Here is a 26,898-nt window from a genome sequence, read left to right on the forward strand (position 1 = left end):
CACGTCAGCCGTGCGGGCCAGGCCTGGGCCGGCTCCCCCCCCCCCGGGGGGAGTCCCCCCCGCGGGACCAGCTCTGCTCGTCGAGCCTGCCTTCCCCGGTGATCAGCAGATCGGCCCAGCCGAGTGCGGCGGGCAGTCCGGCGAGGTCCGCGACGAATCGCGCACCCGGCACGAGACGTGCGCCCCAGGCCGTGGCCAGTCCGAACGCCGTACCTCCCGCCGCACCGGTGCCGGGGGCGTCGCGGTCGCCGCCGAGCACATCGGCGAACCTGGCCAAGCCTGCTTCCAGCAGGACGACATCGTCGGCGTTCGCGCCCTTCTGGGGAGCGAACCTGTGTGCGGCGCCGGTAGGGCCGAGCAACGGAGTGTCCACGTCCACCAGGCACACGACGTCGCCCGGCGGGACCAACGCGGACAGGTCCGCCGAGGCGATCGTGGTCAGGCCACCGCCGCCGGAGGCGATCGGGATGCCCTCGGTGGTGCGGAACATCGCGCCGAGGGCGGTCAGCGCGCCTGCGCCGCCGTCGGTGGTGGCCGAACCTCCCAGTGCGGCGACGATCCGCCGGGTGCCGGGGTGTCCGGCCGCGGCGCGCAGCAGCTGCCCGAAGCCGAAGGTGCTCGCGGTCAGCGGAGCACGTTCGCCGAGCAGGGGCAGGCCTGCCGCGGCGGCCAGCTCCACCACCGCCGTTCCGTCCCGTTTCAACGCCCAGTGGGCGTCGATCGCGCGGCCGGCCGGATCGAGCACGCGGGCCGGAACCAGTTCCGCGCCGGCGGTGGTGAGGGCGGCGAGCGTGCCCTCACCACCGTCCGCGAGCGGGAGACACCGGAGTTCGTCGTGAGGCCGCACCGCACGCCAGCCCGCAGCGATGGCTTCAGCGGCTCCGGCGGCGTCGATGGTGCCCTTGAACGAGTCCGGGGCGATCAGGACGCGCATGTCGCCGCGAAGCGTTCGGCGATCAGCGGCACCACCACGTCGGCCGGTCGCGCCCACAGGTCGGCGTTGAAGATCTCCACCTCGACGTCGCCGGTGTAACCGGCTTTCGCCACGAGATCGGCGATGTGGCGGAAGTCGATGTGGCCGTCGCCCATCACACCGCGGGCGAGCAGGGTGTCCGCGGGTAGCGGGGTGATCCAGTCGCACACCTGGAACGACGCGATGCGCCCGGCCGCGCGGTCGATCTGGCGTTCCAGGTCCGGGTCCCACCACACGTGGAACGTGTCCACGACGACGCCGACGACCTCGGGATCGAACCGCTCCGCCAGGTCGAGCGCCTGCCCGAGCGTCGACAGCACTCCCCGGTCCGCACAGTAGATCGGGTGCATGGGCTCCAACGCGAGCCGCACGGAGCGTTCCGCCGCGTAGGGCGCGAGTTCTCCCAGCACCTCGGCGACGACAGCCCGTGCTCCACGCAGATCACGCGACCCGTCCGGCAGACCACCGACCACGAGCACCAGGCAGTCCGCGCCGAGTGCGGCAGCCTCGTCGATGGCGCTCCGGTTGTCGGCGAGCACGGCCGCGCGGTCGGGCCCGGTGAAGAAACCACCACGGCACAACGAGGACACCCTCAGCCCGGCCTGCGCGATCAGCTCGGCACCGCGTTCGACGCCCACCGCGGCAAGCGGCTCGCGCCACACCCCGATCGACTCGATACCCGCGGCGACGCACGCGTCGATCGCCTCGGGCAGGGTGCTGGAGTTGATGGTCTTCTGGTTGAGCGACAGGCGGTTCATCTCGCGACTCCGTGGACGTCGAGCAGCAGGTTCATCCGGTGCTCCGCGAGCGGCGGGTCCGGCAGCAGGCCGGCCGCGTCGGCCAGCCGGAACGTCTCCACCAGGTGCGGCAGCGACCGTGCGCTCTGCAGGCCGCCGACCATCGAGAATCCCGGCTGCAGCCCGGAAAGCCAGGCGAGGAAGGCGATCCCGGTCTTGTAGTAGTACGTCGGGGCGCCGAACACGTGCCGCGCCAGGGGAACGGTCGGTTCGAACGCTTCGTCGTACGCGCTCAGGTCACCGGCGTCGAGCGCCCGCAAGGCCGCTGACGCCGCCGGCGCGATCGCCGCGAAGATGCCGAGCAGCGCGTCACTCGCCGCCTCGCCGTCACCCTTGATCAGCTCGGGGTAGTTGAAGTCGTCCCCGGTGTACAGCCGGACGCCTTCGGGCAGACGCGCTCGCAACGCCTTCTCGTGCTCGGCGTCGAGCAGCGACACCTTCACCCCGTCGACCCGCGACGCGTGCTCGTGCACCAGGTCAAGGAACGCCTCGGTCGCGACGGACAGGTCGGTGCTGCCCCAGTATCCCGTGAGCGCCGGGTCGAACATCGAGCCGAGCCAGTGCAGGACCACCGGGCTCTCCGCCTGGGGCAGGAGCTTGTCGTACACGCGCCGGTAGTCGGCGGGCCCGGACGCCACGCGTGCCAGCTGCCTGCTGGCCATCACGATCACCTGCGCGCCGGCCTCCTGCACGACGTCTAGCTGCTCGGAGTAGCCGCGCAGGACGGAGTCCACATCGGACACCTCGGCGGCGAGGTGGTCGGTACCGGCGCCGGCGGCGATCCGGCCGCCCGCCGCCACCGCCTCGGCCGAACTCCGGCGGATCAGCTGCTGTGTCGTCGCCCAGTCCAGGCCCATGCCGCGCTGCGCGGTGTCCATCGCCTCCGCGACCCCGAGGCCGTAGGACCACAGGTGCCTGCGGAACGCGAGCGTGCTGTCCCAGTCGACGACCGCCGGTTCGCCGGGGGCGTTGTTCCCCGACGGGTCCGCGACGACGTGCGCCGCCGCGAACGCCACGCGTGACCTGATGGGCGCCGAGGGCTTGCCCCACTGAGTCGGTTCACGCAGTACGTACGGCTCCTGCGAGCCGGGCAGGAGGATGCTCATACCGCCACGTCTCCCAGCACGATCCGCTTGCCCTCGTCCGACGACTTCAGACCGGCCTCGGCGAGCCTGATGCCGCGCACGCCCGCGAGGAAGTCGTACGGGTGCGGGGTGTCCGCGACGACGTGACGCACGAACTGCTCCCACTGCGCCTTGAAGCCGTTGTCGAACTCGCCGTTGTCCGGCACCTCCTGCCACTGGTCGCGGAACGACTGCGTCTCGCGCAGGTCGGGGTTCCACACCGGCCGGGGCGTCACCTCACGCGGCTGGACCCGGCATCCGTGCAGGCCCGCGACCGCGCTGCCGTGCGTGCCGTCGACCTGGAACTCCACCAGTTCGTCGCGGTGCACCCGGACGCACCACGACGAGTTCAGCTGGGCGATCACTCCATCGGTCAGCTCGAAGATCGCGTACGCCGCGTCGTCGGCCGTGGCCTGGTACTCGGCGCCCTGTTCGTCCCAGCGCGCCGGGATGTGCGTCGCGGTCCGCGCCGTCACCGCCTGCACCCCACCGAAGAGGTTCTCCAGCACGTAGTTCCAGTGGCAGAACATGTCCACGGTGATGCCGCCGCCGTCCTCGGCGCGGTAGTTCCAGCTCGGCCGCTGCGCGGGCTGCCAGTCGCCCTCGAACACCCAGTAGCCGAACTCGCCGCGCACGCTCAGGATCCGGCCGAAGAAGCCGCTGTCGACCAGCCGCTTCAACTTCAGCAGACCCGGCAGGTAGAGCTTGTCGTGCACCACGCCGTTCTTCACCCCGGCCGCCGCCGCACGGCGGGCCAGGTCCAGCGCGCCCTCGACCGACTCGGCGACGGGCTTCTCGGTGTAGATGTGCCGGCCGGCGTCGATCGCCTTGATGATCGACTTCTCGCGCACGGCGGTGAGCTGGGCGTCGAAGTACAGCGGGTACGCGTCGTCACCGAGCGCGGCGTCGAGGTCGGTCGTCCACTTCGTCAGGCCGTGGAGCTTCGCCATCTCGGCGAGCTTGTCCTCGTTGCGGCCGACGAGCAACGGATCGAGCTGCACGCGCGACCCGTCCGGCAGGAGCACTCCTCCCTGCTCACGGATCGCGAGCACCGACCGCAGCAGGTGCTGCCGGTAGCCCATCCTGCCGGTGACCCCGTTCATCACGACGCCGAGCGTGCGCACTGCCATCTTGCCTCCTTGGAAAGCGCTTTCCGGCTTACCGTACACGGCTCGGTCCGACTGCCGACTATGATGGTAAGCGCTTTCCGGATACAGTCCGCAACGCCGGGGGCACGCGGGTCTGGACTCCTACCGTGCCCCTGGCCCTCGAATCAGGTGCCGTTGATCAGCCGGATGGCGAGATCAGGGTTGAACGTCCCGGCGGGCGTGTTCGGCGCGATGCCGCAGGGGCCGTCCGAGACGCCGGGCGTCTTCACCCACAGCAGCATGTCGGCTCCTCCGCCCCGCTGGGCGGTCACCCCGAGCTTGGCGCCCGCCGGGTTGCACCAGCCGCCCGGGTCGGAGTTGCGCCCGTTGGCGTTGCGGCTGGTGTCGACCACGAACGGCTTCGCGGCGGGCAGGAAGCTGTTCACCGAGCCGGCGTAGGTGATCGACTGACTGGTCGTGTAGTAGTTCGACACGTTGACGGAGAACCCGCGGATGTTGGCCACGCCGGCTTCGTTCAGCCGGTACGCGATGGTCGACGGGGTGCCCCATCCGGCATTGCCCGCGTCGAGGTAAGCGTAGGTGTTGGGCGCCTTGGCTTTGAACTGCTCGGTGGCGTACCTGAGCAGCCCGGCCATCTCGGTGCGCTGCGCCGCCGTCAGGCAGCCGTAGGCGGCGAGCGCGTCCGGTTCGATGATCACGACCGCCGGCTTGGTCCCGATCCCGGCCGCGAAGCCGGAGATCCAGGTCCGGTAGGCGGACGCGCTGCCGGCGCCACCGCCCGAGTGTCCGCCACAGGCATCCCTGTTGGGGATGTTGTACGCGACGAGCACGGGCAGCTTGTCCTGCCCGTCCGCCGCGCCCGCGTGGTTGGCGACCGTGGAACCGATGTTGGCGTCGTTGCCGAACCAGCGCGCGATCGGCTTGGAGCCGATCGAGGACTGGATCGGCGCGGACCTGGAGTCGTTCGGGTTGTTCCGGGCCCAGGTGGCGGGCGCGGAGTTGGGGTTGACGTAGAAACCGCTGGTCAGGTCGAGCGGGTTGGCTGCTGTGGCAGGGGTTGTCGGAGACAGCAGCATGACCGCGCAGACCGCGACCGTCGAACGGGCAATCCACCGCACTGTGGATCTCCTCTCGATGGGACTGTTCGTACTTCCTTCCGCCCACCGCGGGCCCGCCCGCACGGCACTGTGCGGGCGGGGGCGGTGGGAGTTCTCGGGTGTGGGGAGGGACGGGTCAGCGGGTGTCGGCGAACGCCGCGACCCAGGCGAGCGCCGAGTTCCAGTTGACGGCGACCTCGTTGGTCGACCAGGAGCCCAGCTCGTCGATGTAGCACTTGGCGGGGGCGCAGCCGGGCAGGTTCTGCTGGGCCACCGGGTCCTGCAGGCCCGAGTTGGGGCCGCCCGCGAGCGAACCGGCCGGCGGGTTCGGCAGCCTGGCGTCGACCTGGTTCGCCCAGTGCCGGTGGTGCTGGTTCCTGCTGGCCTTCTCGCCGTAGCCGCTGATGAACGACTGGTTGAGACCGTTGCGGCCGAGCAGGTAGTCCATCGACTCCAGCACCGCGTCGCTGTACCTGCGGTCGCGCGTGGTGTCGTAGGCCATCGCCATGATCATCGACGCGGTGAGCGTGGCGCTGGTCGACCCCCAGGCGTACAGGCCGTCGGAGGGCTTGGACGGGTTCGGGTAACCCTGCGACTTCAGGTCCCGCAGGTGGCCGTCCGCGACGTCGACGATCCGCGACCGGGCGGTGATCACGCGGTCGAGCGGGAACTTCAGCGGCAGGCGCATGATCGTGAGGTCGGCCAGCCCGCCGGTGTCCTTCCAGGAGAACCCCGCCGAGGTCAGCTTCGTGGTGACCTTGTTCAGGTACTCGCGCTTGCCGGTCGTCGCGTAGAGCTCGGCCCCGGCCCAGGAGAACTCGTCGGTGACGTTGGTGTCGTCGTAAGCGCCGCCACCGACGCTGTCCTCCTTCGGGGCGTACTTGGCGGGGGTGGCCAGCGCGGCCTTCCACGCGGTCTCGGCCGCGGCGAGGCACCTGTCGGAGAAGGCACGGTCCCAGATCCGGTAGACGCGGGCGCACCGGGCTCCGGCGGCGGCGAGGTTCAGCGTGGCGGCCGTCGACGGGGCGTGCAGGTAACGCGGCTGCGGGTCGTTGTGCGGCAGCATCGGGTGCGCGGTCCAGGCCAGGTCGTGGATCTTGTGGTGGACCATGCCCGCGAGCGGCTTGCCGGCCGGGACCTGCATCTTCAGCAGGAACTCGACCTGCCAGCGTGCCTCGTCCAGCACGTCGGGCCGCTGGTTGTCCTGCTCGGGAATGGACAGCAGCCCATCACGGAAGCCCTCGATGTCGAACGTGTACAGCGACCGCTCGTAGGTGTCCATCAGCTGCCACGCTGCAAGTGCGCCGTTCACGACGTACTTGCCGTGGTCGCCCGCGTCGTACCAACCGCCGCTCACGTCCAGCGAGTAGTCGCACTCCCCCGGCAGGCAGGGCACCTGGATGTCGCCCTTGTTGGGCGCGACGCCGACATGGCCCGCGGGCCGGGCATAGGCCTCACCGACGTACTTCGCCTCGATCGGGATGCCGCTGCGGTTGTGGTAGAAGTACTCGAGCGAGTCCCGTCGCAGCTGGTCGTAGGGCTTGTCGGTGATGTCGAACGGGTAGCTGCTGTCGGTTCCGACGGTCAGGCTGTAACCGCTTCCAGCCTTCTTGTAGGCCGAGAAGTCGGCGATGTGCACGTCGTCGCGCGTCATCGCGTCCTTGCCCTTGACCTGCGTCTTCCCCTTCCTGACGACGGTGCCCGCGGCGTCGCGCAGCTGCCAGTCGAGCGGCGTCGCGGAGCTGTTCACGATCGAGGCGCGCTTGGTACCTGCCGTGGGATAGGCGTGCTGGTTGGTGCGCACCGGTGAGCCGTAGTCCCAGCCGCCGCCGGGCGGGATGATGCCGCCGGTCAGCGACACGTCGTCGATGCACAGCGTGTACGGCTCGGCCGACACACCACCGGCCTGGATCGCGACCTGGCCGCCGGTGCGGGTGGCCACAGTGGACGTGCCGGTGAACTCGAACGCCTGGGGAGTGCCGGTCAGCGCGGCCGCCTTGTTCAGCACCGTGGTGTTCGGCGCCACGCCGAGCGCGACCGCCGCCCGCACCGTGACGTTCTTCGTCGCGGTCGCGGTGAAGCGCAGGGTGTAGGGCTGCCCCGCCTCCAGCGGGATGTCGTTCTGGCCGATCATCGCCGTCCACGGGTTGGCCGTACCGCCCGGGATCTGCGCACACAACCTGCCATCGGCCACAGTGGATGGAGCGATTCCGCTGCTCCACCACGGGGTCTTCACACTGTCGAACCTGCCGTTGAGCACCCGCTCGTAGGCCTCGGCCGCGTTCACCTGAGGCGCGATCGTGACGAGCAGGACCAGCGGCAAACCGGCTGAAAGCAGCCTGTTCTTCACGGACATACCGGAGCCCTCTCGGGTCGAAGTCTTCCGGCACCACCGCAGCGTCGGAGCGAATGTTCACCCACCGGACTCCGCGTGTCAACGATCCCGCGTCATCAAAATGTGACCGGGGCTACCTCTTCACATCCGGATGGCGTCGTGGTTACAGTCCTGTAAGCGCTCACAGTCTCCCCCGATCCCGATGGGCGCACACCGGCCGAAGCCGCAGCGTCGCAGCAGGTGAACGGTGTTTCTAGTGGCCGCTGAGCGCTCCAAATCAGTTGTTAGCGCTTGCGGACCATCCGCCAACTGGAGGTTCTTCGATGGGCGTTCGACCGAGGCGCACTCTGCTCGCCACAACTCTGCTCAGCTCGCTGGTCGCCGTGTCCGCGTGCGGCGGCGGCACCGCCGACTCCGCGTCGGGGGACGTCACGCTGGTCGTCAAGACGTTCAGTCAGTTCGGCTACGACGAGCTGTACAAGGAATACGAGGCGAGCCACCCCGGCATCAAGATCAAGGAAGAGAACATCGGCAAGCTCGGCGACTACACGCCGAAGCTGCAGCAGTGGCTCGCCACCGGCAAGGGAGCGGGCGACGTCGTCGCGATCGAGGAGGGCATCCTCTCGCAGTTCATGGCGAAGCCCGACCAGTTCGTGAACCTGCTCGACCACGGCGCCAAGGAACTCTCCGGCAACTTCCTGCCGTGGAAGTGGCAGCAGGCGTCCACATCGGACGGCAGCAAGGTCATCGGCCTCGGCACGGACGTCGGCGCGCAGGGCATGTGCTACCGCAGGGACCTCTTCGAGGCGGCCGGCCTGCCGACCGACCGTGACGCGGTCGGCAGGCTCTGGCCGACGTGGGACGCCTACATCGCGACGGGCAAGCAGTTCAAGGCGAAGTCCCCGGACGTCGGGTTCTACGACTCGACCGGCGGCCTCTACCTGAACATGCTGATGCAGTCGGGCGACCACACGTACTACGACGCCTCGAACAAGCTCGTGATCGACTCGAACGCGGCGGTGAGGTCGACGTGGAACAAGTCGATCGAAATGGTGCAGGCCGGTCTCTCGGCCGACATCGAGCAGTGGAGTCCACAGTGGAACGCCGGCTTCAAGAACGGCACCTTCGCCACGATCCCCTGCCCGTCCTGGATGCTCGGCACGATCGAGAAGCAGGCCGGCCCCGAGAACAAGGGCAAGTGGGACGTCACGAAGGTGCCGGGCAACGGCGCGGTGCGCGGTGGCTCGTTCCTCGCGGTCCCCACGCAGAGCACGCACCAGAAGGAAGCCGCCGAGCTGGTCAAGTTCCTGACCAGCGCCAAGGGCCAGACCTCCGCGTTCAAGGCCAAGAACAACTTCCCGTCCTCGCCGCAGGCCATCGACGACCCGGCGGTGCAGGACTTCAGGAACCCGTACTTCAACGACGCGCCCGTCGGCAAGATCTTCGGCGACAGCGTCAAGGCGCTCAAGCCCGTCTACCTCGGCCCGGACAACAACGCCATCGGTGACCGCGTCGGCAACGCGCTGCTCGCCGTCGAGCAGGGCAAGCTCCAGCCCGGCGAGGCCTGGGCCAAGGCCGTCGACGACGCCCGGCGCCTGGCCAAGTAACGACCTGGCGGCCGGGGCGAGTGGAACGTCCGCCCCGGCTGCCATTCCCACCTCGTGAGGACACACGTTGGCGACTGATCTGCGGCCGAGGACGGCCACGAGCACCCCGCCCGGGAGCGCACCTCCTGGGCGACCACGCACCGGGCTGAAGAACCGGATCTCGCGCGTCGAGGTCAGATGGTCGCCCTACCTGTTCATCGCGCCGTTCTTCGTGATCTTCGCGGTGTTCGGCCTGTTCCCGCTGGTGTACACGGCCTGGGTTTCGTTGCACGACTGGGACATCACCGGTGCCGGCGCGTTCGTCGGGCTCGACAACTACGTCACGCTGTTCGCCGACCCCGACTTCTGGAACTCGGTCTACAACACCCTCGGCATGCTCGTGCTCGCCACCGTGCCCCAGCTGCTGATGGCACTGGTGCTGGCCAGCCTGCTCAACCAGAAGCTGCGCGGCGTGACGTTCCTGCGGATGGGCGTGCTGCTGCCGATCGTCACCTCCGTGGCCGCCGTCGGCATCGTGTTCAGCCAGATCTTCGACCGCGACGCCGGCATGGTGAACGGCCTGCTGGGCCTCGTGAACGTCGACGCGGTCGACTGGCGCGCCGACAAGTGGTCGTCCTGGACCGCGATCGCCACCATGGTCAACTGGCGGTGGACCGGCTACAACGCGTTGATCTACCTCGCCGCCATGCAGGCCATCCCGAAGGACCTGTACGAAGCGGCCACAGTGGACGGTGCGGGCAAGATCAGGCAGTTCTGGAGCATCACCGTCCCGAACATCCGGCCCGCCATCGTCTTCACCGTCATCATGTCCACCATCGCGGGCATGCAGCTCTTCACCGAACCGCTGATCTTCGGCCAGGGCAGCTTCGCCATCTCCGGCGGCAGCCTGCGCCAGTTCCAGACCGTGTCGATGTACATGTTCGAGAAGGCGTTCCGGGACTTCGACTACGGCTACGGCTCCGCCGTGGCGTGGATGATCTTCCTGCTGATCACCGTGCTCGGCGTCGTCAACTTCCTGATCACGCGGAGGTCGAAGTAGCCATGCGCAAGACCCAGCCCCTCCTCTACGCCACGCTCCTCGTGGGCATCGCGCTCTCGGCGTTCCCGCTGTACTGGCTGTTCGTCGTCGCGACCCGTTCCAACGACGTGGTCGGCGACTGGCCGCCACCGCTCGCGCCCGGCCCGAACCTGTGGGACAACCTCGGCAGGCTGTTCGGCGCCGAGGACGCGAACTTCCTGCTGGGCATGTGGAACTCGCTGCTGACGTCGGCGGTCGTCACCGTGTCGGTGGTGTTCTTCTCCTCGCTGGCCGGTTTCGCGTTCGCCAAGCTGAAGTTCCGCGGCCGCAACGCATTGCTGCTCGTCATCCTCGCCACCATGATGATCCCGGTGCAGATGGGCATCATCCCGCTGTACATGATCATGGTCGAGCTGGGCTGGCAGAACCGGATGGAAGCCATCGTCGTGCCGGCGCTGGTGTCCGCGTTCGGCGTCTTCCTCATGCGCCAGTACGCCGAGCAGGCCGTGCCCGACGAGCTCATCGAGGCCGCGCGCATCGACGGCTGCAGCACGTTCCGCATCTTCTGGACGATCGTGCTGCCCGCCTTGCGCCCCGGCGCCGCGGTCCTCGCGCTGACCACGTTCATGGGCACCTGGAACGAGTTCCTGTGGCCGCTCGCCGTGCTCGAGGCGGACAACCCGACCGTCCAGTTCTCCCTGTCGCAGCTCTCGACCACCTACTACACCGACTACACGCTCATGTTCACCGGAGCGCTGGTCGCCACCGTTCCGCTGCTGCTCGTGTTCATCGCGTTCGGTCGCCAGATCATCGGCGGCATCATGGAAGGGGCGGTCAAGGCATGACCACGTTCGAACCCGGCTTCCTCTGGGGCGCGGCCACCTCCAGCTACCAGATCGAGGGCGCCGTCGCCGAGGACGGTCGTCTTCCGTCCATCTGGGACACCTTCTGCGCGACCCCCGGCAAGGTGGACAACGGTGACAGCGGCGCGGTCGCCGCCGACCACTACCACCGCTACCCCGAGGACGTCGCGATCATGCGCGAACTCGGCCTGGGCGCCTACCGGTTCTCCATCGCCTGGCCGCGGGTGCAGCCGCTCGGCTCCGGTGCCGCCAACGAGCGCGGCCTCGACTTCTACCGGCGGCTCGTGGACACGTTGCTGGACAACGACATCCAGCCGTGGCCGACCCTCTACCACTGGGACCTCCCCCAGCCGCTGGAGGACGCCGGCGGCTGGCCGGAACGGGACACCGCGCTGCGGTTCGCCGAGTACGCGCAGATCGTGCACGAGGCACTGGGTGACCGCGTCGCGCACTGGACGACGCTCAACGAGCCCTGGTGCTCCGCGTTCCTCGGCTACGCCACCGGCCGGCACGCACCCGGACGTCAAGAGCCCGCCGCGTCGATCCGCGCCGCGCACCACCTGCTGCTGGGCCACGGACTCGCGGTACAGGCGATGCCGGACGCACGGGTCGGCATCACGCTGAACCTCTCCCACGTCACGGCCGGTTCGAACGCCGACGAGGACGTCGACGCGGCGCGCCGCATCGACGGCATGCAGAACCGGATCTTCCTCGATCCCCTGCTGCTCGCCGAGTACCCCGCCGACGTCATGCGCGACCTCGAACCCGTCACCGACTTCGGTTTCGTGCAGGAGGACGACCTCAAGACGATCGCCGCGCCGATCGACTTCCTCGGCGTGAACTACTACTCCCCCATGCTCGTCGGCCACGGCACGGAAGCCCGTCCGTCCGCTTACGTCGGCTCCGAGCACGTCCAGCACCTCGACGGTGGCCGGGCACGGACGTCGATCGGCTGGGAGATCGACCCTCACGGCCTGCTCGACCTGTTGCTGCGGCTGGACCGCGAGTATCCGGACGTTCCCCTGTACGTCACCGAGAACGGCGCCGCGTTCGACGACGAGGTGCACGACGCCGGCCGCGTCGCGTACCTGGACGGGCACGTGCGGGCCTGCGCCGAGGCGATCAGCCGCGGCGTCGCGCTGAAGGGCTACTTCGCCTGGTCGCTGCTCGACAACTTCGAGTGGTCCTTCGGCTACGCCCAGCGGTTCGGCCTGGTGCACGTCGACTACGACACCCAGCGGCGCACCCCGAAGGACAGTGCCCGCTGGTACGCCGGCGTGATCCGGCGCGGCGGTCTGTGAGCGCTTACAGAATTGCTACGCTCGACGCACGCCGACGCAGACAGGGAGACCGCCAGATGAACACCCGACCTCCGACCCTGGAGGAAGTGGCGCAACGCGCAGGCGTCTCGACGGGCACCGTGTCCCGCGTCATCAACAACGCGCGCCACGTCAGCGAAAAGTCGAAGCGCGCGGTCCAGAACGCCATCACGGACCTGGGCTACGTGCCGAACACCGCCGCCCGCTCACTGGCGAGCCAGCGCCGCGGTGCCGTCGTCCTGGTGATCTCCAGTGACGACCCGGCGCTGTTCGCCAACCTCTTCTTCGCCGAGGTGATCACCGGTGTCAACGCGGTGCTGGAGGAGACGGATCTGCACCTGATGCTCCTGCTCGCCGCCTCCCAGCGCGGCAGGGACAGGTTCGGGCAGGTGCTCCAGTCGCGCGGCGCGGACGGCGTGATGCTGCTGGCGCTCAAGGAGAACGACCCGCTGTCGAAGATGGCGGAGGACAGTGGCCTGCCCGCCGTCCACGGTGGACGTTCGCTCGACCGCGCTCCCCAGTGGTACGTCGACGCGGACAACCGGGGCGGCGCCCGCACGGCCGTCGAGCACCTCATCTCGACCGGCCGCAAGAACATCGCCACGATCACCGGCGAACTCGACACCCACGCCGGCATGTCGCGCTACATGGGCTTCCGCGAAGCCGTCGTCCTCGCGGGCCTGAGCGACAAGCGCGTGGCACACGGCGATTTCAGCGAGTCCAGCGGTGCCGCCGCCATGAAGCTCCTGCTCGACGATCACCCCGACCTGGACTCCGTCTTCGTCGCCTCCGACGCCATGGCCACCGGAGCGCTGGCCGTGCTTCGCGAACGCGGCAAGCGGGTTCCGGTGGACGTCGCGGTCGTCGGGTTCAACGACATCGTCACCGCGCAGCACACCCAGCCCGCCCTCACCACGGTCCGGCAGCCCATCGAGGCACTCGGCCGCGAGATGACGCGGATGCTGATCCGGTTGCTGAACGGCGAGCAGCCGACGTCGTTGATACTGCCCACCGAACTGATCATCCGGGACTCGGCCTGAAGCTCACGCGACGTCCAGGACGGTCTTGAGCCAGCCGTCCTCGCGCCGGTCGAAGGTCTTGTAGGCCTCGATGGCGTCGACCGGGTCCTTATGGCGGGTGATGAACGCCGTGGGGTCGACGGTGCCGCTGACGACGAGGTCCAGCAACTGCGGCAGGTAGCGGCGGTGGTTGCAGTTGCCCATGTTCAGGGTGAGGTTCTTGTTCATCGCCTCCCCGATCGGGAAGCGGTCGAACCCCGCCGGGTAGACACCGATCACCCCGATCGTGCCCGCCTTCGCGACGGCCTGCACGGCCCACCGCAGCGCCAGGCTCGGCGCGTTGCCCGGCACCCACTGCTCGCCCCGCGGCGCCGCGTCCGGTGCCGCCTGGGACCGTTCCTGCTCGAACTGCTCCGCCTGCTGCTCGTACTGCTCGGCGGCCGGTCCGCGCTCCGGGCGCTGCGCGTCCACGCCGACGGCCTCGATCACCCGGTCGGCGCCGACGCCGCCGGTCAGTTCCTTCGCCAGCGCGACCGGGTCCTCGACGTTGAAGTCGATGGTCTCCGCGTTCTGCTCCCGGGCCTTGTCCAGGCGCGACGCGATGCCGTCCACCACCAGCACCCGGCCCGCGCCCTGGCGCTTGGCCGAGGCGATCGCGAACTGGCCCACCACACCGGCTCCCAGCACCAGCACGGTGTCGCCGTCGCCCACCTCGGCGAGCCGGGCGCCGAACCACGACGTCGGGAAGATGTCCGACAGCAGGATGGCCTGGTCGTCGCTCACCGCGTCGGGAACGCGCACCAGCGTCGTCATCGCGAACGGGATCCGGGCGTACTCGGCCTGCAGGCCGTCGACCGGTCCGGTCATCTCCGGGCCGCCGAAGAAGCACGTGCCCGCCGACGGGCCGTTGGGGTTGGCCGTGTCGCACTGGGCGAAGTACCCGGCCCGGCAGTACGAGCACGTGCCGCACCCGACGGTCGAGGTCACCACCACCCGGTCGCCCGGCGTGAACCCGCGCACCGCCGGGCCTGCCTCCTCGACCACACCGACCGCCTCGTGGCCGAGCACCGTGCCCTGCACCATGCCCGGCATCGTGCCGCGCACCATGTGAAGGTCCGTGCCGCAGATCGCGCTGCGGGTGATCCGCACGATCGCGTCGGACGGTTCCAGGATCTTCGGATCGGGCACGGTGTCCAGACGGATGTCACCGATGCCGTGCCACACCACTGCCTTCACGGCGCTTCCCCTCTTTCGTCGACGTCCTCCTGGCCCGAGTTCCCGCCGAACAGACGACAAAAACACGGTCCACAGTGGATCGACCGCGTCAGCCCGCCGGCCAGGCCATGGTGGACAACAGCGCCAGCTCGGCCTGGCGGGAGTCGAGGCGGCTGTGCTGGACCACGACCGGGACGTCGCTGTGCAGCACCGTGGCGAAGTCGGTGTCCCGTGGAATCGGTTGCGGGTCGGTCAGGTCGTTGAACCGCTGGTGCCGCGTGCGTCGCGCGGGCACCGTGAAGCGGTAGGGGCCGACCGGTTCCCTGTCGGTGAAGTAGACGGTGATCTCCACGTGCGCGTCCGTGTCGGAGGCGTTGAGGATGCACGCGGTCTCGTGGCTTTCCAGGGCCGGGCCTTCGCCGTGCCCGGTACCGGGGATGTGCCCCTCCGCGATCACCCAGGTGCGCTGTCCCAGAGCGTTCTGCATGGACAGGCTCCGCTCAGCTGATGGTGGCGAGCAGGTCCCGGCAGGCGGCCTCACACGTGCGGCAGGCCTCGGCGCAGATCCGGCAGTGTTCGTGCATGTTCGCGTGCGACCAGCACTCGTCACCACAGGCCTTGCACGCCACCGCACACGCCTCCAGCAACGCCCGGCTGACGTTGGCGTCGTATGCGGTGTGCCGCGACAGGACCCGAGCCGTGGCGCCGCAGATGTCCGCGCAGTCCAGGTCCGTGCGGATGCACTTCGTCAGCTCCGCCACCGAGCTCTCGCTCAGACACGCGTCAGCGCATGCGGTGCACGCCTCGGCGCAGGCGACCAACGCGTCGATCGCCGCCGCCAGTTTGGCCCTGTCCACGTTGATCTCCGCCGGGTAGCTCTCCAGCATCGGCAGCGTCGTCGTGGTCACGTCAGCCCTCCTCAGTCGGCATCACTCCCGACACGGCTACCCCAGGGCGTCCCGGCGAACCACGCGACGACGGTCAGGCGACGGCGACCAGGCCGCCGCCCGCGTGCCGCGGAGGCTGCTCCAGCAGGGTGATCAGCAGGCCTTCCCTGGTGGACCACGGGCAGATGTCCACGACGTCGTGACCGGTCGCCTCCATGAGCGCCCGCGCGGCGATCGCACCGGCCAGCGACTGGTGTGCGCGGTGCTCGGAGATGCCGGGAAGCCGCGTGCGCTCGGCCGCCGGCAGTTTCGCCAGCCGGGGAATCCACTTCTCCAGGTCGGCGGCACGGAGCTGACGCGCGACGAAGAGCCCGTCTCGTTGCGCACGCGCCCCGGTCATGCCCGCGGGGCTGATCTCCCCGGAGGACTCGAGGGCCTGGTCCAGCCGCAGCCTCACCTTGTGCGACAGCACCGGGTGCAGCAGCGACCCCTCGTGGCGGTCGACGACGACCAGGTGCGCGCTGAAGCAACCGACGTCGAGAACGCCGACCCGGCAGGGCTCCTCGGACACGCGCCATCACCTCGCACCTCGCCATCGAGGCTCTCCAGATACCCGAAATCGGGGCGGGCAAACGGAACTTCTCCTGCCGCGGCTCATAACTCCGGTTCGTCGCTCTTCGTCCAGCGGGCCAGCAGGATGGAGGCGTCGTCCCGCAGGGCACCGTTCTGGTGCGCCAGCACGGCTTTGATCAGCCGCCGGGCTGTCTCCGGTGGCGGGCGCCGCGCCGCGGCCTCCCGTTCGAGGAAGTCCGTCAGCCGGGTCTGGCCGAAGAACTCCCCGGCGTCGTCGCGTGCCTCGGTGATGCCGTCGGTGTGCAGGACCAGCCAGTCGCCGGGCTGCAGCGTCTCCTCCGCGATCACGAGCTCACCGGTCCCCAGGCCGAAGGGCGGTCGTCGTCCACCGGTGAGGCGTCCGACGACCTTGCCGCACCGCAGCAGCAGTGGTGGCGGGTGACCGGCGTTGAGGTAGCGCAGCCGTCCGCTGCCCAGGTCGAGCTCCGCCAGGACACCGGTGGCGAACGCGCCGCCGGGGAACTGGCGGCTGATCGTCTCGTCGATGGCGCGGGCCTGGTCGACCAGTCCGTGGCCCACGCGGCGGTCGCTCCGGCAGGCGGCCAGTGCCGCCGCGGCCACGAACCCGCTGGACGGGGTGTGCCCGACGGCGTCGAAGATGGCCAGTGACGCGGCTGTCGGCGACAACGTGCAGTCGAAGGCGTCACCGCCGGCCTCGTGGCAGGGCTCCAGCATGCCGGCTTCCGGGTCATGCAGCGGGTGCAGGGTCTGCTGGTCGTAGCCGACGAGGTAGATCGCGATCCGCACCCCCGGTGCCCGGCCCGCCAGCGCTGCGGCTGCGCGCAGGCGCTCCGGTGGCGCCTTGCGCATGCCGTCGAGCAGGCCGCTGCCCCGTGCGGGGAAGGTGTAGGGCACCCGGTGCGGCCAGTTCAGTTCGTCGAAACGCTCGTTGATCGCGTGCGCCAGCATGTCGCGCTGCAACGCGGGCAACGGCATCAGGCCGTGCAGGTACGCCTCGACCTCCATCGGACCCGCCGCCCCGCCCAGAGCGAAGTACCGCGTCCACAGCTGCTCCGGCGTCAGGCCGGCTCGGCTGAAAGCGAGCGACAACGCGCGGAGCTGCAGGTCGTGGTTCATTCGTGTCGCACCTTCGGCACTTCTCCGGTGACGGACGTGCACCCGATTCACCGGGCTTCCCTGACGCCACAGCTCCAAACCCGCCGGGACGGCGCAGCGTTTCCACAGCAGTTGCCCGGACGCGCTAGGCTCTTTCGGTCTGTGGTCTTCCGTGCGCCGAGCCGCGGCACACACCTCGGATACGTTTTGCGGTGGACGAGCACACCCCGCGTCGTCGCACGAGCTGTCCGGTTTGACCAGGAGCCGGTGGGAACATTCCCGCCTTGTGTCTCGTCTGGGGAGTCCTCGTCATTGGGCGAGGAAATGACCATGGAGACGTCGAGCCACGTGGACCGGCCGCTGCCGGTCGTGCTGGACGAGGTGACGACCGCGCTGGAGCGCCTTTCGGAAGCGCTCAGCCGCGAGGACGACCTGCGGATGCTGATGCACCAGGTCTGCGAGCAGGTCGTGCAGGCGGTGCCCGGTCTGGACGAGGCGACCGTGACACTGCTGGACGGCGGCAGGCCGTTCACCGCCGCGAGCACCAGCGACCTCGTGGCGCGGCTGGACCGCGTCCAGTACGCCGCAGGCGCCGGCCCGTGCCTGGACGCGGCCGCGACGAGCCGGTTGGTGCGGGCGACGATCCAGGAGGCGCAGGACCGCTGGCCCGCCTTCGGCACCGAGTCCCGAGCCGCCGGGATCGGCAGCTTCCTGTCCGCGCCGCTGACCGTGGACAACGAGCACTACGGCGCCATCAACGGCTACTCCCGGCAGGGCCACGGCTTCCACGAACTGGATGCTCCGCTGCTCGCCCTCTACAGCACCGCCGTCGAGACGGCCCTGCGCAGCCACAGCATGTATCTGCGGGCGTTCAAGCTCGCCGCGCAGCTGCGCTCCGCACTGCGGTCGCGAGCCGTGATCGACCAGGCCAAAGGCGTTCTCATGGCCGTGCACGCGATCACCGCGGACGAGGCCTTCCGGCTGCTGGTGGCGCAGTCGCAGCGCGAGAACGTCAAACTGCACGCACTCGCCGAACGCTTCATCGCCGACCTGATCGCCAGCCCCAGCCCGACGGAGGCCGGTTCCGGGGAGGCGGTGTGACGGGCATGCGGATCGCATTGGTGAGCAGTCGCACCGGCAGAACCGCCCGCGGGACCGCGGTCACCGGGCTCGCGCGAGCGTTGGTCGGCAGTGGGCACGATGCCGTCGTGTACACCCGCAAGGACGCGGCGCACCTCGCGGAGCGTGAACGCACCGAGGACGGCTACGAGGTTGTGCGCGTAGCTCTCGGACAAGCCCGTCCGATGTCCGAGGACGCCGCATGGTCCTACACCAACGAGCTGGCCCGGTTTCTGGACCGAGACTGGCACGAGAGTCCTCCGGACATCGCGCACACGCACGGCACGATGGCGGGCCTCGCCGCCCTGCTCGCCACACGCGAGCAAAAAGTCCCCGTCGTGCACACCCACGACGAACCGGACCCCGAACGGGAGCGGGTCGAGCGGCTGGTCTGCCGGCATGCCGGGCGCGTCGTGGCGACCAGCAACGACCAGGTGACCGGTCTGTGCCGGATCGGCGTGCCCCGCTCCCGGATCACGGTGGTGCCCGCCGGCGTGGACGACCGGGAGATCACCGGCACCACCGAGCGCCGTCCCGGCCTGGTGAGTCTGCTCGGCATCGGCGAACTGCGGTCCGGCCACGGATTCGACACCGTGGTCGCCGCGATGGCCGACGTGCGCGACGCCCGGCTCGTCATCGCCGCGCCGGTCGAGACGCTCGACCGCAAGACCAGCCAGGAGGCGAACCGCCTGCGGCAGTTAGCGGTGCAACTCGGCGTCGGGGACCGCGTGTCGGTGGTCGGAGCCGCCACGCGGGCCGACGTGATCGGGTTGCTCCGCTCCGCCGATCTCATGGTGACCACACCGCGGCAGGACCCGGCCGGGGTCTTCGCGCTGGAGGCGATGGCGCACGGCCTGCCGGTCGTCGCATCGGCTGTGGGCGCGCTGGCGGACGCGGTCGTCGACGGCGTCACCGGCCGGCTCGTGCCGCCGGGCGACGTGCCCGCGCTCGCGCTCACCCTGCGCGAACTGGTCGCGAACTCGACCAGGCGGGAGGCCTTCGGCATCGCGGGCGCCGACCGCGTACGAGCGCGGTACGGGTGGACCCGCGTCGTCAACGACACGGTTCTCGTCTACCGGCGCGCGCAGTTCGTTCACGCGTGACACCGTCGGGCGTACTCAGGTTCTCCGGGACATGTCCTGATCACATGGCCAGGTGATCCCCGGTCAGCGGCGTCCGGCGGCCAGGACGACGAGGAACTGGCCGCCACCCGCCTCGACAGCCGCGGTCACCGGCAGACCCGGCACCAGCTGGGAGAACCGGTCCACCAGCCACTCCGCCACCTCGTGAGCGTCCTTTTTGGTCGGACAGCGACCCACCATCTCGCGGCCCCCCTTGCGTTCCAGCCGCCCGGCGACGGTGATCAGCGGCGCGGGTTCGGCCACGTGCAGATGGTCCGGCCAGGCGATGACGACCTTGACCGCGCCCTTGCGGCTGTTGCAGCCGCGGTGCGCGAGCCGCTCGGTGATCTTGGCCTTCCGGTCGGCCGTCCTGCTGTCGACACTGGGCCCCCGCGCGTCGTTCACCGACATGTCCGGGTCGACCGGTTCGTCGCACACCCAGCACCGCCAGTTGTCGCGCTCGGCCACGTCATCGAGTTGACTCACCTGCGCAAACTAGCCTGCCCCACACGCGCTGTCCCACGCGGCCGGTGCCGACGCCGTGTCAGCCGGTCGGGCCGGTCAGGCGCCATCCACTCTGCCAGCTCCAGCCGTTGCGCGCGTTGAGGGTGATGTTCAGGAAAGCCAGTTCCTCCAGCGAACGGGCCATCCGCAGTCCGCCCGCGTCGATCGGCCGGAAACCCAGCGAGGTCAGCAGTTCCGCCACGACCTGCTTCGCCCCTTCGTCGTCACCGGCGTAGTAGCCGTCCAGCGGCTGGCCGCCCTCGCTCGCGGCACCCAGCCGGGAGGCGAAGACCGTGTTGAACGCCTTCACGAGCTTCACTCCCGGCACGGCGGCGGCCAGCTGTTCGGTGTGACTCGTCCCGCTGGTCGTCAGGTCGCTGTAGGTCTCGTTGAGCGGGTTGGTGGCGTCCACGACCACCGCGCCCGTGCCCTTGATCTCGTTCAGCACGTCGGCCGCGACGCCGGCGGGCACCGCCAGTACCACCACCTCCGCACCCTGGGACGCGTCCGCGGCGGTCGCCGCGGCGGTGCCGCCCACCTGCTCGGCCACCTTGACCGCGTTCTCCTCGTGAGCGGCGGCGACGCTGACCTGGTGTCCCGCGGCGGCGGCAGCACCGGCGAACCCGGATCCGACGTTGCCCGCACCGATGACCGCAACACGCATGACAACCTCCAATTAGTTCAAATTTGAACGTTCTGCGAACGACACTAGGAGCGAATAGTTCAAGCGTCAAGTAAATTGGGGAGGTGACCCCGGACTCGGAGTACCCACGCTGGCTGACGGCGGAACAGCGGCTGGCCTGGCTCGACATGGTGCGCGTGCTGACGCGGCTGCCCGCGACCCTCGACGCCCAGCTCGAGCGGGACGCCGGACTGTCCTTCTTCGAGTACCACGTGCTGTCGATGCTCTCCGAGGTTCCCGGCCACACCCTGCGCCTGAGCCGGCTCGCGCAGCTCACGAGTTCCTCGCTGTCGCGCCTGTCGAACGTCGTGAAGCGGCTCGAAGGCCGTGGCCTGCTACGCCGCGAGCCCGATCCCGACGACGGCCGGGCCAGCCGCGCGGTCCTCACCGCCGCCGGCACGGACGCCGTCGAGCGAGCGGCGCCCGGTCACGTCACCGCGGTCCGCGAACTGGTCGTGGACCCGTTGGACCCGGCACAGCTGAGCCAGCTGCACGCCGCCCACGAACGCATCCTCGGCCGGCTCGACCCCGCTTCCTCCAGCCGGCCGGACTGGCTGGAGACCTGACCCGCGGTTCAGCGCGCCCGAGGTGTCGCCCTTTCCTGCCACCGGATCAGCAGGCCGAGCGCCCTCGCGACGACCGGCGAGTCGTCGTCGGCCCGCACGGCGGCCACGAGATCGACGCCCTGGTTCCCGGCCAGCGGACGGTAGGTCGTGCCGGGCACGCCGAGCTCTGCCACGGGTTCCGGGACCACGGCCACGCCGAGCCCGGCGGCCACGAAGGTGACGAGGGTCGAGGTCTCCGCCACCTCGTGGCGGATCCGGGGCTCGAACCCGGCCGAGCGGCACAGCTCCGTGACGATCCCGTGCATGACGGAACGGCCGCGCGACGCGTGCACGATCAGGTCTTCCTCGCGCAGGTCCTCGATCTTCAGCCGCTTTCGCCGCGCGAGCCGGTGGTCCTCGGGCAACGCCACGATGAGCCGGTCGCGGCGCACCGCGCTCACCCGCACCGCCGGGTCCTCGACCGGCGGGCGCAGCAGGGCGAGGTCGATGCGGCGGGCCAGCAGGGACTCGAGCTGGTCCGGTGCCAGCATCTCGCCCCGGAACACGAAGTCGACCGCCGGCAGCTCCTCCCGCAGGGCACGGGCGAACGCGGGCACCAGGCTGTAGGTGGCCGAGCCGACGCACCCCACGACGAGTCGGCCCTGCAGTCCGTCGGCCACTCGCCGTGCCTCCGCGGCAGCGGCGTCGACCGCGGCCAGCACGGCTCGGGCGCGTTCGAGGTAGACCACCCCGGCGTCGGTCAGGTCGACCTTGCGGGTGGTGCGGTGCAGCAACGTCACCCCGAGCTCGGCCTCCAGCTGCTGGATCTGCTGGGAGAGCGGCGGTTGCGCCATGTGCAGGCGCGCGGCGGCGCGGCCGAAGTGCCGTTCCTCGGCGACCGCGACGAAGTAGCGCAGGTGACGAAGTTCCACCGATCGATACTCCCAGAGTCTCAGCGATCGCCAAATGAGTATTTCTGTATATAACCGGCCGGCACTAGCGTCGACGGCATGACCGACGTCGTGATCTGCGAACCCCTCCGGACCCCGGTCGGACGGTTCGGCGGGGCCCTCGCGACCCTGAGCGCCACCGACCTCGCCACCGCCGCGCTCACGGAGCTGGTGCGCCGCACGGGCCTGCGGGAGGGCGATGTCGACGACGTCGTGCTCGGGCAGAGCTACCCGAACGGCGAGTCGCCGGCGATCGGCCGGATCGCGGCACTGGACGCGGGCCTCGGCACCGGTGTTCCCGGCCTCCAGATCGACCGGCGCTGCGGGTCCGGGCTGCAGGCCGTGCTCTACGCGGCGGGGCAGGTCGCGACCGGCGCGGCGAACGTCGTCGTGGCGGGTGGCGCCGAGTCGATGTCGCAGGTCGAGCACTACGCGCTGGGACTGCGCACCGGTGTTCGCAGCGGTGGCGTCCAGCTCGTCGACCGCCTCGACCGGGCCAGGGAGACGGCCGGTGGCCGGTTCCACCCGGTGCCGGGCGGCATGCTCGAGACCGCGGAGAACCTCCGCCGCGAGTACGGCATCTCGCGTGCCGAGCAGGACGAGTTCGCGGTGCGGTCGCAGCGGCGCTGGGGTGCCGCCGACGAGGCAGGGCGGTTCGCCGGCGAGCTCGTGCCGGTGACCGTGCCCGGCCGCCGCGGCAAACCTGATCTCGTCGTCGGCCGCGACGAGCACGCCCGTCCGGACACGACGCTCGACGACCTCGCCGCATTGCGGCCGGTCAGGCTGAAGCTCGACCCGGAGTCCACGGTCACCGCGGGCAACGCGAGCGGCCAGAACGACGGTGCCGCACTGTGCGTGGTCACCACCCGCGCCGAAGCCGAGAAGCGCGGCCTGCGCCCCGTGCTCGCGCTCAGGTCCTGGGCCGTGGCCGGTGTGGGGCCGGAGGTCATGGGCATCGGGCCCGTCCCGGCCACGGCCGCCGCGCTCGGCCGGGCGGGACTCACCCTCGACGACATGGACGTGATCGAGCTCAACGAGGCGTTCGCCGCCCAGGTGCTCGCCTGCCTGCGCGAGTGGAAGCTCGACGCGGAGGACGAGCGGCTCAACCCCAACGGTTCCGGCATCTCGCTCGGGCACCCCGTCGGGGCGACCGGGGCACGGATCCTGGCGACGCTCGCGCACGAGATGGGCCGCCGCGGCAGCCGCTACGGCCTGGAGACGATGTGCATCGGCGGCGGTCAGGGGCTCGCCGCGGTCTTCGAGGCGGTGCGCTGATGAGCGTCGCCGAGGTGCACCACGTCGCCAACGCCGAACAACCCGGCGTCGTCACGGCGGCGCTCGTCGACCACCTCACGAAGGAGAGCCACTCATGAGCCTGGACAAGGTGGTCAGCGGACCGGCCGAAGCCGTGGCGGGCATCCGGTCCGGCGCAAGCGTCGCGGTCGGCGGTTTCGGACTCGCGGGCATCCCGTGGTTCCTGATCGAGGCGTTGCTGGAGCAGGGCGCCGACGACCTCACGATCGTGTCCAACAACTGCGGCGTCGACGGCGCCGGTCTCGGGTTGCTGCTCGAACACCGCCGCATCAGCCGGGTCGTCGCGTCCTACGTCGGCGAGAACAAGGAGTTCGCCCGCCAGTACCTGGCCGGAGAGCTGACGGTGGAGCTCACTCCACAAGGGACACTCGCCGAACGGCTCCGCGCAGGAGGTTCCGGAGTCGGCGCCTTCTACACGCCCACCGGCGTCGGCACGCTGGTGTCCGAGGGCGGCCTGCCGTGGCGCTACCACCCGGACGGCACCGTCGCGCTCGCCTCACCGCCCAAGGAGGTGCGCACGTTCCACGGCAAGGAGATGGTGCTGGAGGAGTCCATCGTCACCGACGTGGCGCTCGTGCGCGCCGCCGTCGTCGACCGGGCGGGGAACTGCGTCTTCCACGCCGCCGCACGCAACTTCAACCCGGCAGCCGCGATGGCCGGCCGGTTCACCGTCGTGGAGGCCGAACGCGTCGTCGAGGCCGGTGAGATCGACCCGGACCACGTGCACCTGCCCGGCGTCTTCGTGCAGAGCGTCGTCGCGCTCACCCCGGACCAGGCCGCCCGCAAGGACATCGAGAAGCGCACCACCCGCGCCCGCCAGGAGGAGAAGAACTGACATGGCCTGGACCCGCGACCAGATGGCCGCCCGCGCCGCACTCGAACTGCGCGACGGCGAGTACGTCAACCTCGGCATCGGCCTGCCCACACTCATCCCCGGCCACCTGCCGGCGGGCTCCACGGTGACGCTGCACGCGGAGAACGGCATCCTCGGCGTCGGCCCGTTCCCCTACGACGACGAGGTCGACCCCGACCTGATCAACGCGGGCAAGCAGACCGTCAGCGTGCTGCCGGGAGCGTCGTTCTTCGACTCCCCCACCAGCTTCGCGATGATCCGCGGCGGCCACATCGACACCGCGGTGCTCGGCGGCATGCAGGTCTCCGCGCACGGCGACCTCGCCAACTGGATGGTGCCCGGAGCGATGGTCAAGGGCATGGGCGGCGCGATGGACCTCGTCAGCGGCGCCCGCCGGGTCATCGTCCTGATGGAACACGTATCCCGCGCCGGTGACCCGAAGCTGGTCGGCACGTGCACCCTGCCGCTGACCGGACGCGGGGTCGTCTCCCGCGTCATCACCGACCTGGCCGTGCTCGACGTCGCCGACGGCGCCTTCCGCCTCGTCGAACTCGCACCCGGCAGCACGGTCGAGGGCGTGGTGGCGAGCACGGGAGCACCGGTGCTGGCCGGAGAGCTCAGCGTCGGCTGACAACTCTCCGCCTGTGCGGCGTTGCGCCGGCACCGGACTGCCCGCGTAGCTCAGAAGCCGTTGGTGCTCAACACTTTCAGGAGCAGATGCATCCTCGCGTCAGCGCGGAGACCGTGGTCGCGGTGCAGTACCGCGCGCCCAGCGAGTCGTGTTCGCGCCACAGGTGAGAACACACCACGCAGGTCGCATCGTTGTCGAGGGCGGTCACGTCGTTGTCGAGGGCGGTGGTTCCTGAATCAGGCATGCGGTTACTCCGATGATCGGCGCTGGAACGGAAGAACGGATTCGCCAGCGCGTACGCCTGGCCGGGGAGCCGAGTTCGTCTCGGCGCTGCTGCACGACGTGCCCTCGGTGGCCCCACCGTACTCCGCCACGGGCAGAGCCTGCTCAGCGCCACGTCGGCGCCAGATCCTCGTCCGCCTGAACGACCATGGACTCCAGCCGCGGGCCGCCGAACGTGGTGACCATGGCGACGTCGGCCGCGTCCCGGCCCCTGCCGATGACGACGCGGCCCTTGCGGGGCTCGTTGTTGCGCGGGTCGAAGGTCCACCAGCGGTCGCCGAGCCAGACCTCCATCCACGCCGCGAAGTCCATCGCCGCGTCGCCGGGCGGCACGTCCACGTCCGGCAGGTAGCCGAAGACGTACCGGGCGGGGATGTTGAGCGCGCGGCAGAACGAGATCGCCAGGTGCGTGAAGTCGCGGCACACACCGAAACCGGCCGCGTTGACGTCGGCCGCGGTGGACAACGCGGTGGAGGTGCCGTAGCCGAAGCTCAGCGACTCGTGAACGTGCCGGCAGATCTCCCGCACCCGGCCGTAGCCCGGCGGATGGGCACCGAACCGCGACCAGGCCTCGTCACCGAGCACGTCGGACACGCAGTACCGGCTCGGCAGCGTGTACATCAGCACGTCGTCCGGCAGACCGTCGGGCAGCGTCTCCGGCACGGTCTCGTCCACGTCCTCCGTCCTGTCCGGTACGTCCACCCACGCGTTGTAGTGCACTGTGGACAGACCGGGGGGAAGCACGACGCGGGTGTTGCGGTTGCCGTACAGGTCGAGGTGGTGCCGCATCGGGACGTCCGGCTGCACGTCCATGTGCTCCTGACTCACCCGCACGTCCGCGCTCCACAGCGGCCGCACGAGGAACACCGCGGGCGTGGGCACCTCGGCGCGGTAGGTGAACGCGCAACCGACGCGGAGCAGCCTGGTGCCCCACGTCAGCTGTGCCACGCCATTACCGTAGTGGCGCGAGTTCAACGCACCCGCTCCGGTATGTGGTCCAGCGCGCGCAACACGTGCACTGCGAGATCCTGTGCCGCCTTGCCGTCGAGCTGGGCCTGATCGGTCAGCACGTCCTGCACCATCTTGAGCCTGCGCTCATACGCGGATGTGTAGGTCTGTGTGGTCATCGAGCTCCTCGGAACGTCTGTTCGGGTATGCGGGTGCTGCCGGTTTCCACGAAGTCCACAGTGGATTCACTCGCCACGGCGCCGTGCAGCAGGGCCTCGGCGGTGTCGGCGTTCTGACGCTGGGCGGCGCACATCATGGCGTGGTGGGCGGCGGAAGGTTCGGTGTCGGGCGGGACGAGGAGCAGGGTCAGGCAGCGCCGGTCTCCCGCGATGACGTCCACGGTGTGCGCGGGCCTGGACCAGAACCCGTTGAGCCGCACCCGGACGCCGCGTACGGCGATCTGGCGTGGCGCGGTGTCCCACTCGGTCAGGTTGTAGCTCACCCGCGGGATCTCGCCCAGCCGAACTGCCAGCACCGTCAGCAGCGCGGGCAGTTCGGCGGCGAGGTCCCGGGAACGTGGCCACCAGGCACCGTCGACATGCCCCGTGGAGAGCGCATTCGGCCGCAGCCGTAATCGCAGCGGAGTCCGAAGCTGCTCGGTGGCCGTGACGGCCGGAGGGGCCATGGAAAGGTGAGGAGCCGACGTCATGCCGGGACTCCCGTCTCCAGTCCTGAGGAGGACCGGTTCAGGTTTCACCGAGTGCGACGTGAGCTTGAGTGCTCAGGTACGAGATGCTCTCAGCAAAATCGATACTACACCATTTCCGGCATGATCGCCGAAAAACGATTTCCGTTCCGGAAATTGAAGATCCGCCATTCGACGCGAAATCTTCTGGC

At 69.9% G+C, this 26,898-nt stretch carries 29 protein-coding genes; 11 read left to right on the plus strand and 18 right to left on the minus strand.

Features of this window, described 5'->3' with window-relative positions:
• Positions 1-4: 4 nt before the first annotated feature.
• The 6 genes from IG04_RS0107270 to IG04_RS0107295 all read right to left on the minus strand — a co-directional run bounded on the left by IG04_RS0107270 (position 5) and on the right by IG04_RS0107295 (position 7,450).
• Positions 5-934: a glycerate kinase gene (locus tag IG04_RS0107270; RefSeq protein WP_051769158.1), complete on the minus strand. Its 930-nt coding sequence runs from the start codon at positions 932-934 to the stop codon at positions 5-7.
• On the minus strand, positions 922-1,731 hold the full coding sequence (locus IG04_RS0107275; protein WP_030475772.1) for a sugar phosphate isomerase/epimerase family protein: 810 nt from the start codon (positions 1,729-1,731) through the stop codon (positions 922-924). Before IG04_RS0107275 ends, IG04_RS0107270 begins: the two co-directional genes overlap by 13 nt.
• Complete coding sequence (locus IG04_RS0107280; protein WP_030475773.1) at positions 1,728-2,876, minus strand: dihydrodipicolinate synthase family protein; 1,149 nt, start codon at positions 2,874-2,876, stop codon at positions 1,728-1,730. The genes IG04_RS0107275 and IG04_RS0107280 overlap by 4 nt, the downstream gene beginning before the upstream one ends.
• On the minus strand, positions 2,873-4,024 hold the full coding sequence (locus IG04_RS0107285; RefSeq protein ID WP_030475774.1) for a Gfo/Idh/MocA family protein: 1,152 nt from the start codon (positions 4,022-4,024) through the stop codon (positions 2,873-2,875). Before IG04_RS0107285 ends, IG04_RS0107280 begins: the two co-directional genes overlap by 4 nt.
• Before the next feature lie 143 nt (positions 4,025-4,167).
• A complete protein-coding gene (locus tag IG04_RS0107290; protein ID WP_030475775.1) occupies positions 4,168-5,121 on the minus strand; it encodes a glycoside hydrolase family 6 protein in 954 nt (317 codons plus the stop codon).
• Positions 5,122-5,236: 115 nt separating this feature from the next.
• Positions 5,237-7,450, minus strand: coding sequence for a glycoside hydrolase family 9 protein (locus IG04_RS0107295; RefSeq protein ID WP_211257698.1), 2,214 nt, complete (start codon positions 7,448-7,450; stop codon positions 5,237-5,239).
• 308 nt (positions 7,451-7,758) lie between these two features.
• On the opposite strand from IG04_RS0107295, the gene IG04_RS0107300 reads away from it, so the two are divergent.
• The 5 genes from IG04_RS0107300 (at position 7,759) to IG04_RS0107320 (ending at position 13,282) form a co-directional block, all read left to right on the plus strand.
• A complete protein-coding gene (locus IG04_RS0107300; protein WP_030475777.1) occupies positions 7,759-9,042 on the plus strand; it encodes an ABC transporter substrate-binding protein in 1,284 nt (427 codons plus the stop codon).
• Positions 9,043-9,109: 67 nt separating this feature from the next.
• Positions 9,110-10,081: a carbohydrate ABC transporter permease gene (locus IG04_RS0107305; protein WP_084400798.1), complete on the plus strand. Its 972-nt coding sequence runs from the start codon at positions 9,110-9,112 to the stop codon at positions 10,079-10,081.
• Between the two features lie 2 nt (positions 10,082-10,083).
• Positions 10,084-10,905 carry a carbohydrate ABC transporter permease gene (locus IG04_RS0107310; RefSeq protein ID WP_030475779.1) on the plus strand — a complete coding sequence of 274 codons (822 nt, stop codon included), beginning with the start codon at positions 10,084-10,086 and terminating at the stop codon, positions 10,903-10,905.
• Positions 10,902-12,224 carry a GH1 family beta-glucosidase gene (locus IG04_RS0107315; protein ID WP_030475780.1) on the plus strand — a complete coding sequence of 441 codons (1,323 nt, stop codon included), beginning with the start codon at positions 10,902-10,904 and terminating at the stop codon, positions 12,222-12,224. The genes IG04_RS0107310 and IG04_RS0107315 overlap by 4 nt, the downstream gene beginning before the upstream one ends.
• A gap of 56 nt (positions 12,225-12,280) precedes the next feature.
• Positions 12,281-13,282 (plus strand): LacI family DNA-binding transcriptional regulator, encoded by a 1,002-nt coding sequence (locus tag IG04_RS0107320; protein ID WP_030475781.1) that lies wholly within the window; start codon positions 12,281-12,283, stop codon positions 13,280-13,282.
• Positions 13,283-13,285: 3 nt separating this feature from the next.
• Here the strand turns inward: IG04_RS0107320 and IG04_RS0107325 are convergent, their stop codons facing one another.
• The 5 genes from IG04_RS0107325 to IG04_RS0107345 form a co-directional block, all read right to left on the minus strand.
• Entirely contained in the window at positions 13,286-14,497 is a 1,212-nt protein-coding gene (locus IG04_RS0107325; RefSeq protein WP_030475782.1) for a zinc-dependent alcohol dehydrogenase, read from the minus strand.
• A gap of 88 nt (positions 14,498-14,585) precedes the next feature.
• A complete protein-coding gene (locus tag IG04_RS0107330) occupies positions 14,586-14,963 on the minus strand; it encodes a sensory rhodopsin transducer (protein WP_030475783.1) in 378 nt (125 codons plus the stop codon).
• A 13-nt stretch (positions 14,964-14,976) separates the two neighbouring features.
• Positions 14,977-15,384 (minus strand): four-helix bundle copper-binding protein, encoded by a 408-nt coding sequence (locus IG04_RS0107335; protein WP_030475784.1) that lies wholly within the window; start codon positions 15,382-15,384, stop codon positions 14,977-14,979.
• Positions 15,385-15,457: 73 nt separating this feature from the next.
• Positions 15,458-15,934 carry a Ppx/GppA phosphatase family protein gene (locus IG04_RS48000; RefSeq protein WP_030475785.1) on the minus strand — a complete coding sequence of 159 codons (477 nt, stop codon included), beginning with the start codon at positions 15,932-15,934 and terminating at the stop codon, positions 15,458-15,460.
• 83 nt (positions 15,935-16,017) lie between these two features.
• On the minus strand, positions 16,018-17,073 hold the full coding sequence (locus tag IG04_RS0107345; protein ID WP_030475786.1) for a PP2C family protein-serine/threonine phosphatase: 1,056 nt from the start codon (positions 17,071-17,073) through the stop codon (positions 16,018-16,020).
• 309 nt (positions 17,074-17,382) lie between these two features.
• Here IG04_RS0107345 and IG04_RS0107350 point away from each other — a divergent pair, with 309 nt between their 5' ends.
• Both IG04_RS0107350 and IG04_RS0107355 read left to right on the plus strand, forming a co-directional pair.
• The gene (locus IG04_RS0107350; protein WP_030475787.1) at positions 17,383-18,153 is read left to right on the plus strand and encodes a GAF and ANTAR domain-containing protein; all 771 of its coding nucleotides are present in this window, start codon (positions 17,383-17,385) and stop codon (positions 18,151-18,153) included.
• 5 nt (positions 18,154-18,158) lie between these two features.
• Positions 18,159-19,274, plus strand: a complete 1,116-nt coding sequence (locus IG04_RS0107355; protein ID WP_144065135.1) for a glycosyltransferase — start codon at positions 18,159-18,161, stop codon at positions 19,272-19,274.
• 63 nt (positions 19,275-19,337) lie between these two features.
• Here the strand turns inward: IG04_RS0107355 and IG04_RS0107360 are convergent, their stop codons facing one another.
• Together IG04_RS0107360 and IG04_RS0107365 are read right to left on the minus strand one after the other, a co-directional pair.
• Positions 19,338-19,778, minus strand: a complete 441-nt coding sequence (locus IG04_RS0107360) for a hypothetical protein (RefSeq protein ID WP_030475789.1) — start codon at positions 19,776-19,778, stop codon at positions 19,338-19,340.
• A 58-nt stretch (positions 19,779-19,836) separates the two neighbouring features.
• On the minus strand, positions 19,837-20,460 hold the full coding sequence (locus IG04_RS0107365) for an NADPH-dependent F420 reductase (protein WP_030475790.1): 624 nt from the start codon (positions 20,458-20,460) through the stop codon (positions 19,837-19,839).
• Between the two features lie 83 nt (positions 20,461-20,543).
• On the opposite strand from IG04_RS0107365, the gene IG04_RS0107370 reads away from it, so the two are divergent.
• The gene (locus IG04_RS0107370; RefSeq protein ID WP_030475791.1) at positions 20,544-21,044 is read left to right on the plus strand and encodes a MarR family winged helix-turn-helix transcriptional regulator; all 501 of its coding nucleotides are present in this window, start codon (positions 20,544-20,546) and stop codon (positions 21,042-21,044) included.
• Positions 21,045-21,052: 8 nt separating this feature from the next.
• Here IG04_RS0107370 and IG04_RS0107375 read toward each other — a convergent pair whose 3' ends face one another.
• A complete protein-coding gene (locus IG04_RS0107375; RefSeq protein WP_030475792.1) occupies positions 21,053-21,955 on the minus strand; it encodes a LysR substrate-binding domain-containing protein in 903 nt (300 codons plus the stop codon).
• 78 nt (positions 21,956-22,033) lie between these two features.
• On the opposite strand from IG04_RS0107375, the gene IG04_RS0107380 reads away from it, so the two are divergent.
• From IG04_RS0107380 to IG04_RS0107395, 3 genes are all read left to right on the plus strand, one after another.
• Positions 22,034-23,248: an acetyl-CoA C-acetyltransferase gene (locus IG04_RS0107380; protein ID WP_030475793.1), complete on the plus strand. Its 1,215-nt coding sequence runs from the start codon at positions 22,034-22,036 to the stop codon at positions 23,246-23,248.
• A 94-nt stretch (positions 23,249-23,342) separates the two neighbouring features.
• Positions 23,343-24,122, plus strand: coding sequence for a CoA transferase subunit A (locus IG04_RS0107390; RefSeq protein WP_030475794.1), 780 nt, complete (start codon positions 23,343-23,345; stop codon positions 24,120-24,122).
• A gap of 1 nt (position 24,123) precedes the next feature.
• On the plus strand, positions 24,124-24,771 hold the full coding sequence (locus tag IG04_RS0107395; RefSeq protein WP_030475795.1) for a 3-oxoacid CoA-transferase subunit B: 648 nt from the start codon (positions 24,124-24,126) through the stop codon (positions 24,769-24,771).
• A gap of 76 nt (positions 24,772-24,847) precedes the next feature.
• Here IG04_RS0107395 and IG04_RS46330 read toward each other — a convergent pair whose 3' ends face one another.
• From IG04_RS46330 to IG04_RS42315, 4 genes are all read right to left on the minus strand, one after another.
• On the minus strand, positions 24,848-25,015 hold the full coding sequence (locus IG04_RS46330; protein WP_157512878.1) for an RGCVC family protein: 168 nt from the start codon (positions 25,013-25,015) through the stop codon (positions 24,848-24,850).
• 143 nt (positions 25,016-25,158) lie between these two features.
• A complete protein-coding gene (locus IG04_RS0107405) occupies positions 25,159-26,001 on the minus strand; it encodes a transglutaminase-like domain-containing protein (protein ID WP_211257699.1) in 843 nt (280 codons plus the stop codon).
• Positions 26,002-26,024: 23 nt separating this feature from the next.
• Positions 26,025-26,180 carry a DUF6307 family protein gene (locus IG04_RS47115; RefSeq protein WP_169745984.1) on the minus strand — a complete coding sequence of 52 codons (156 nt, stop codon included), beginning with the start codon at positions 26,178-26,180 and terminating at the stop codon, positions 26,025-26,027.
• The gene (locus IG04_RS42315) at positions 26,177-26,710 is read right to left on the minus strand and encodes a DUF5994 family protein (RefSeq protein ID WP_211257700.1); all 534 of its coding nucleotides are present in this window, start codon (positions 26,708-26,710) and stop codon (positions 26,177-26,179) included. The genes IG04_RS47115 and IG04_RS42315 overlap by 4 nt, the downstream gene beginning before the upstream one ends.
• Positions 26,711-26,898 lie beyond the last annotated feature (188 nt).

Origin of the sequence: Lentzea albidocapillata (genome assembly GCF_000719115.1) — a bacterium.
In the GTDB taxonomy this organism is placed as follows: domain Bacteria; phylum Actinomycetota; class Actinomycetes; order Mycobacteriales; family Pseudonocardiaceae; genus Lentzea; species Lentzea albidocapillata.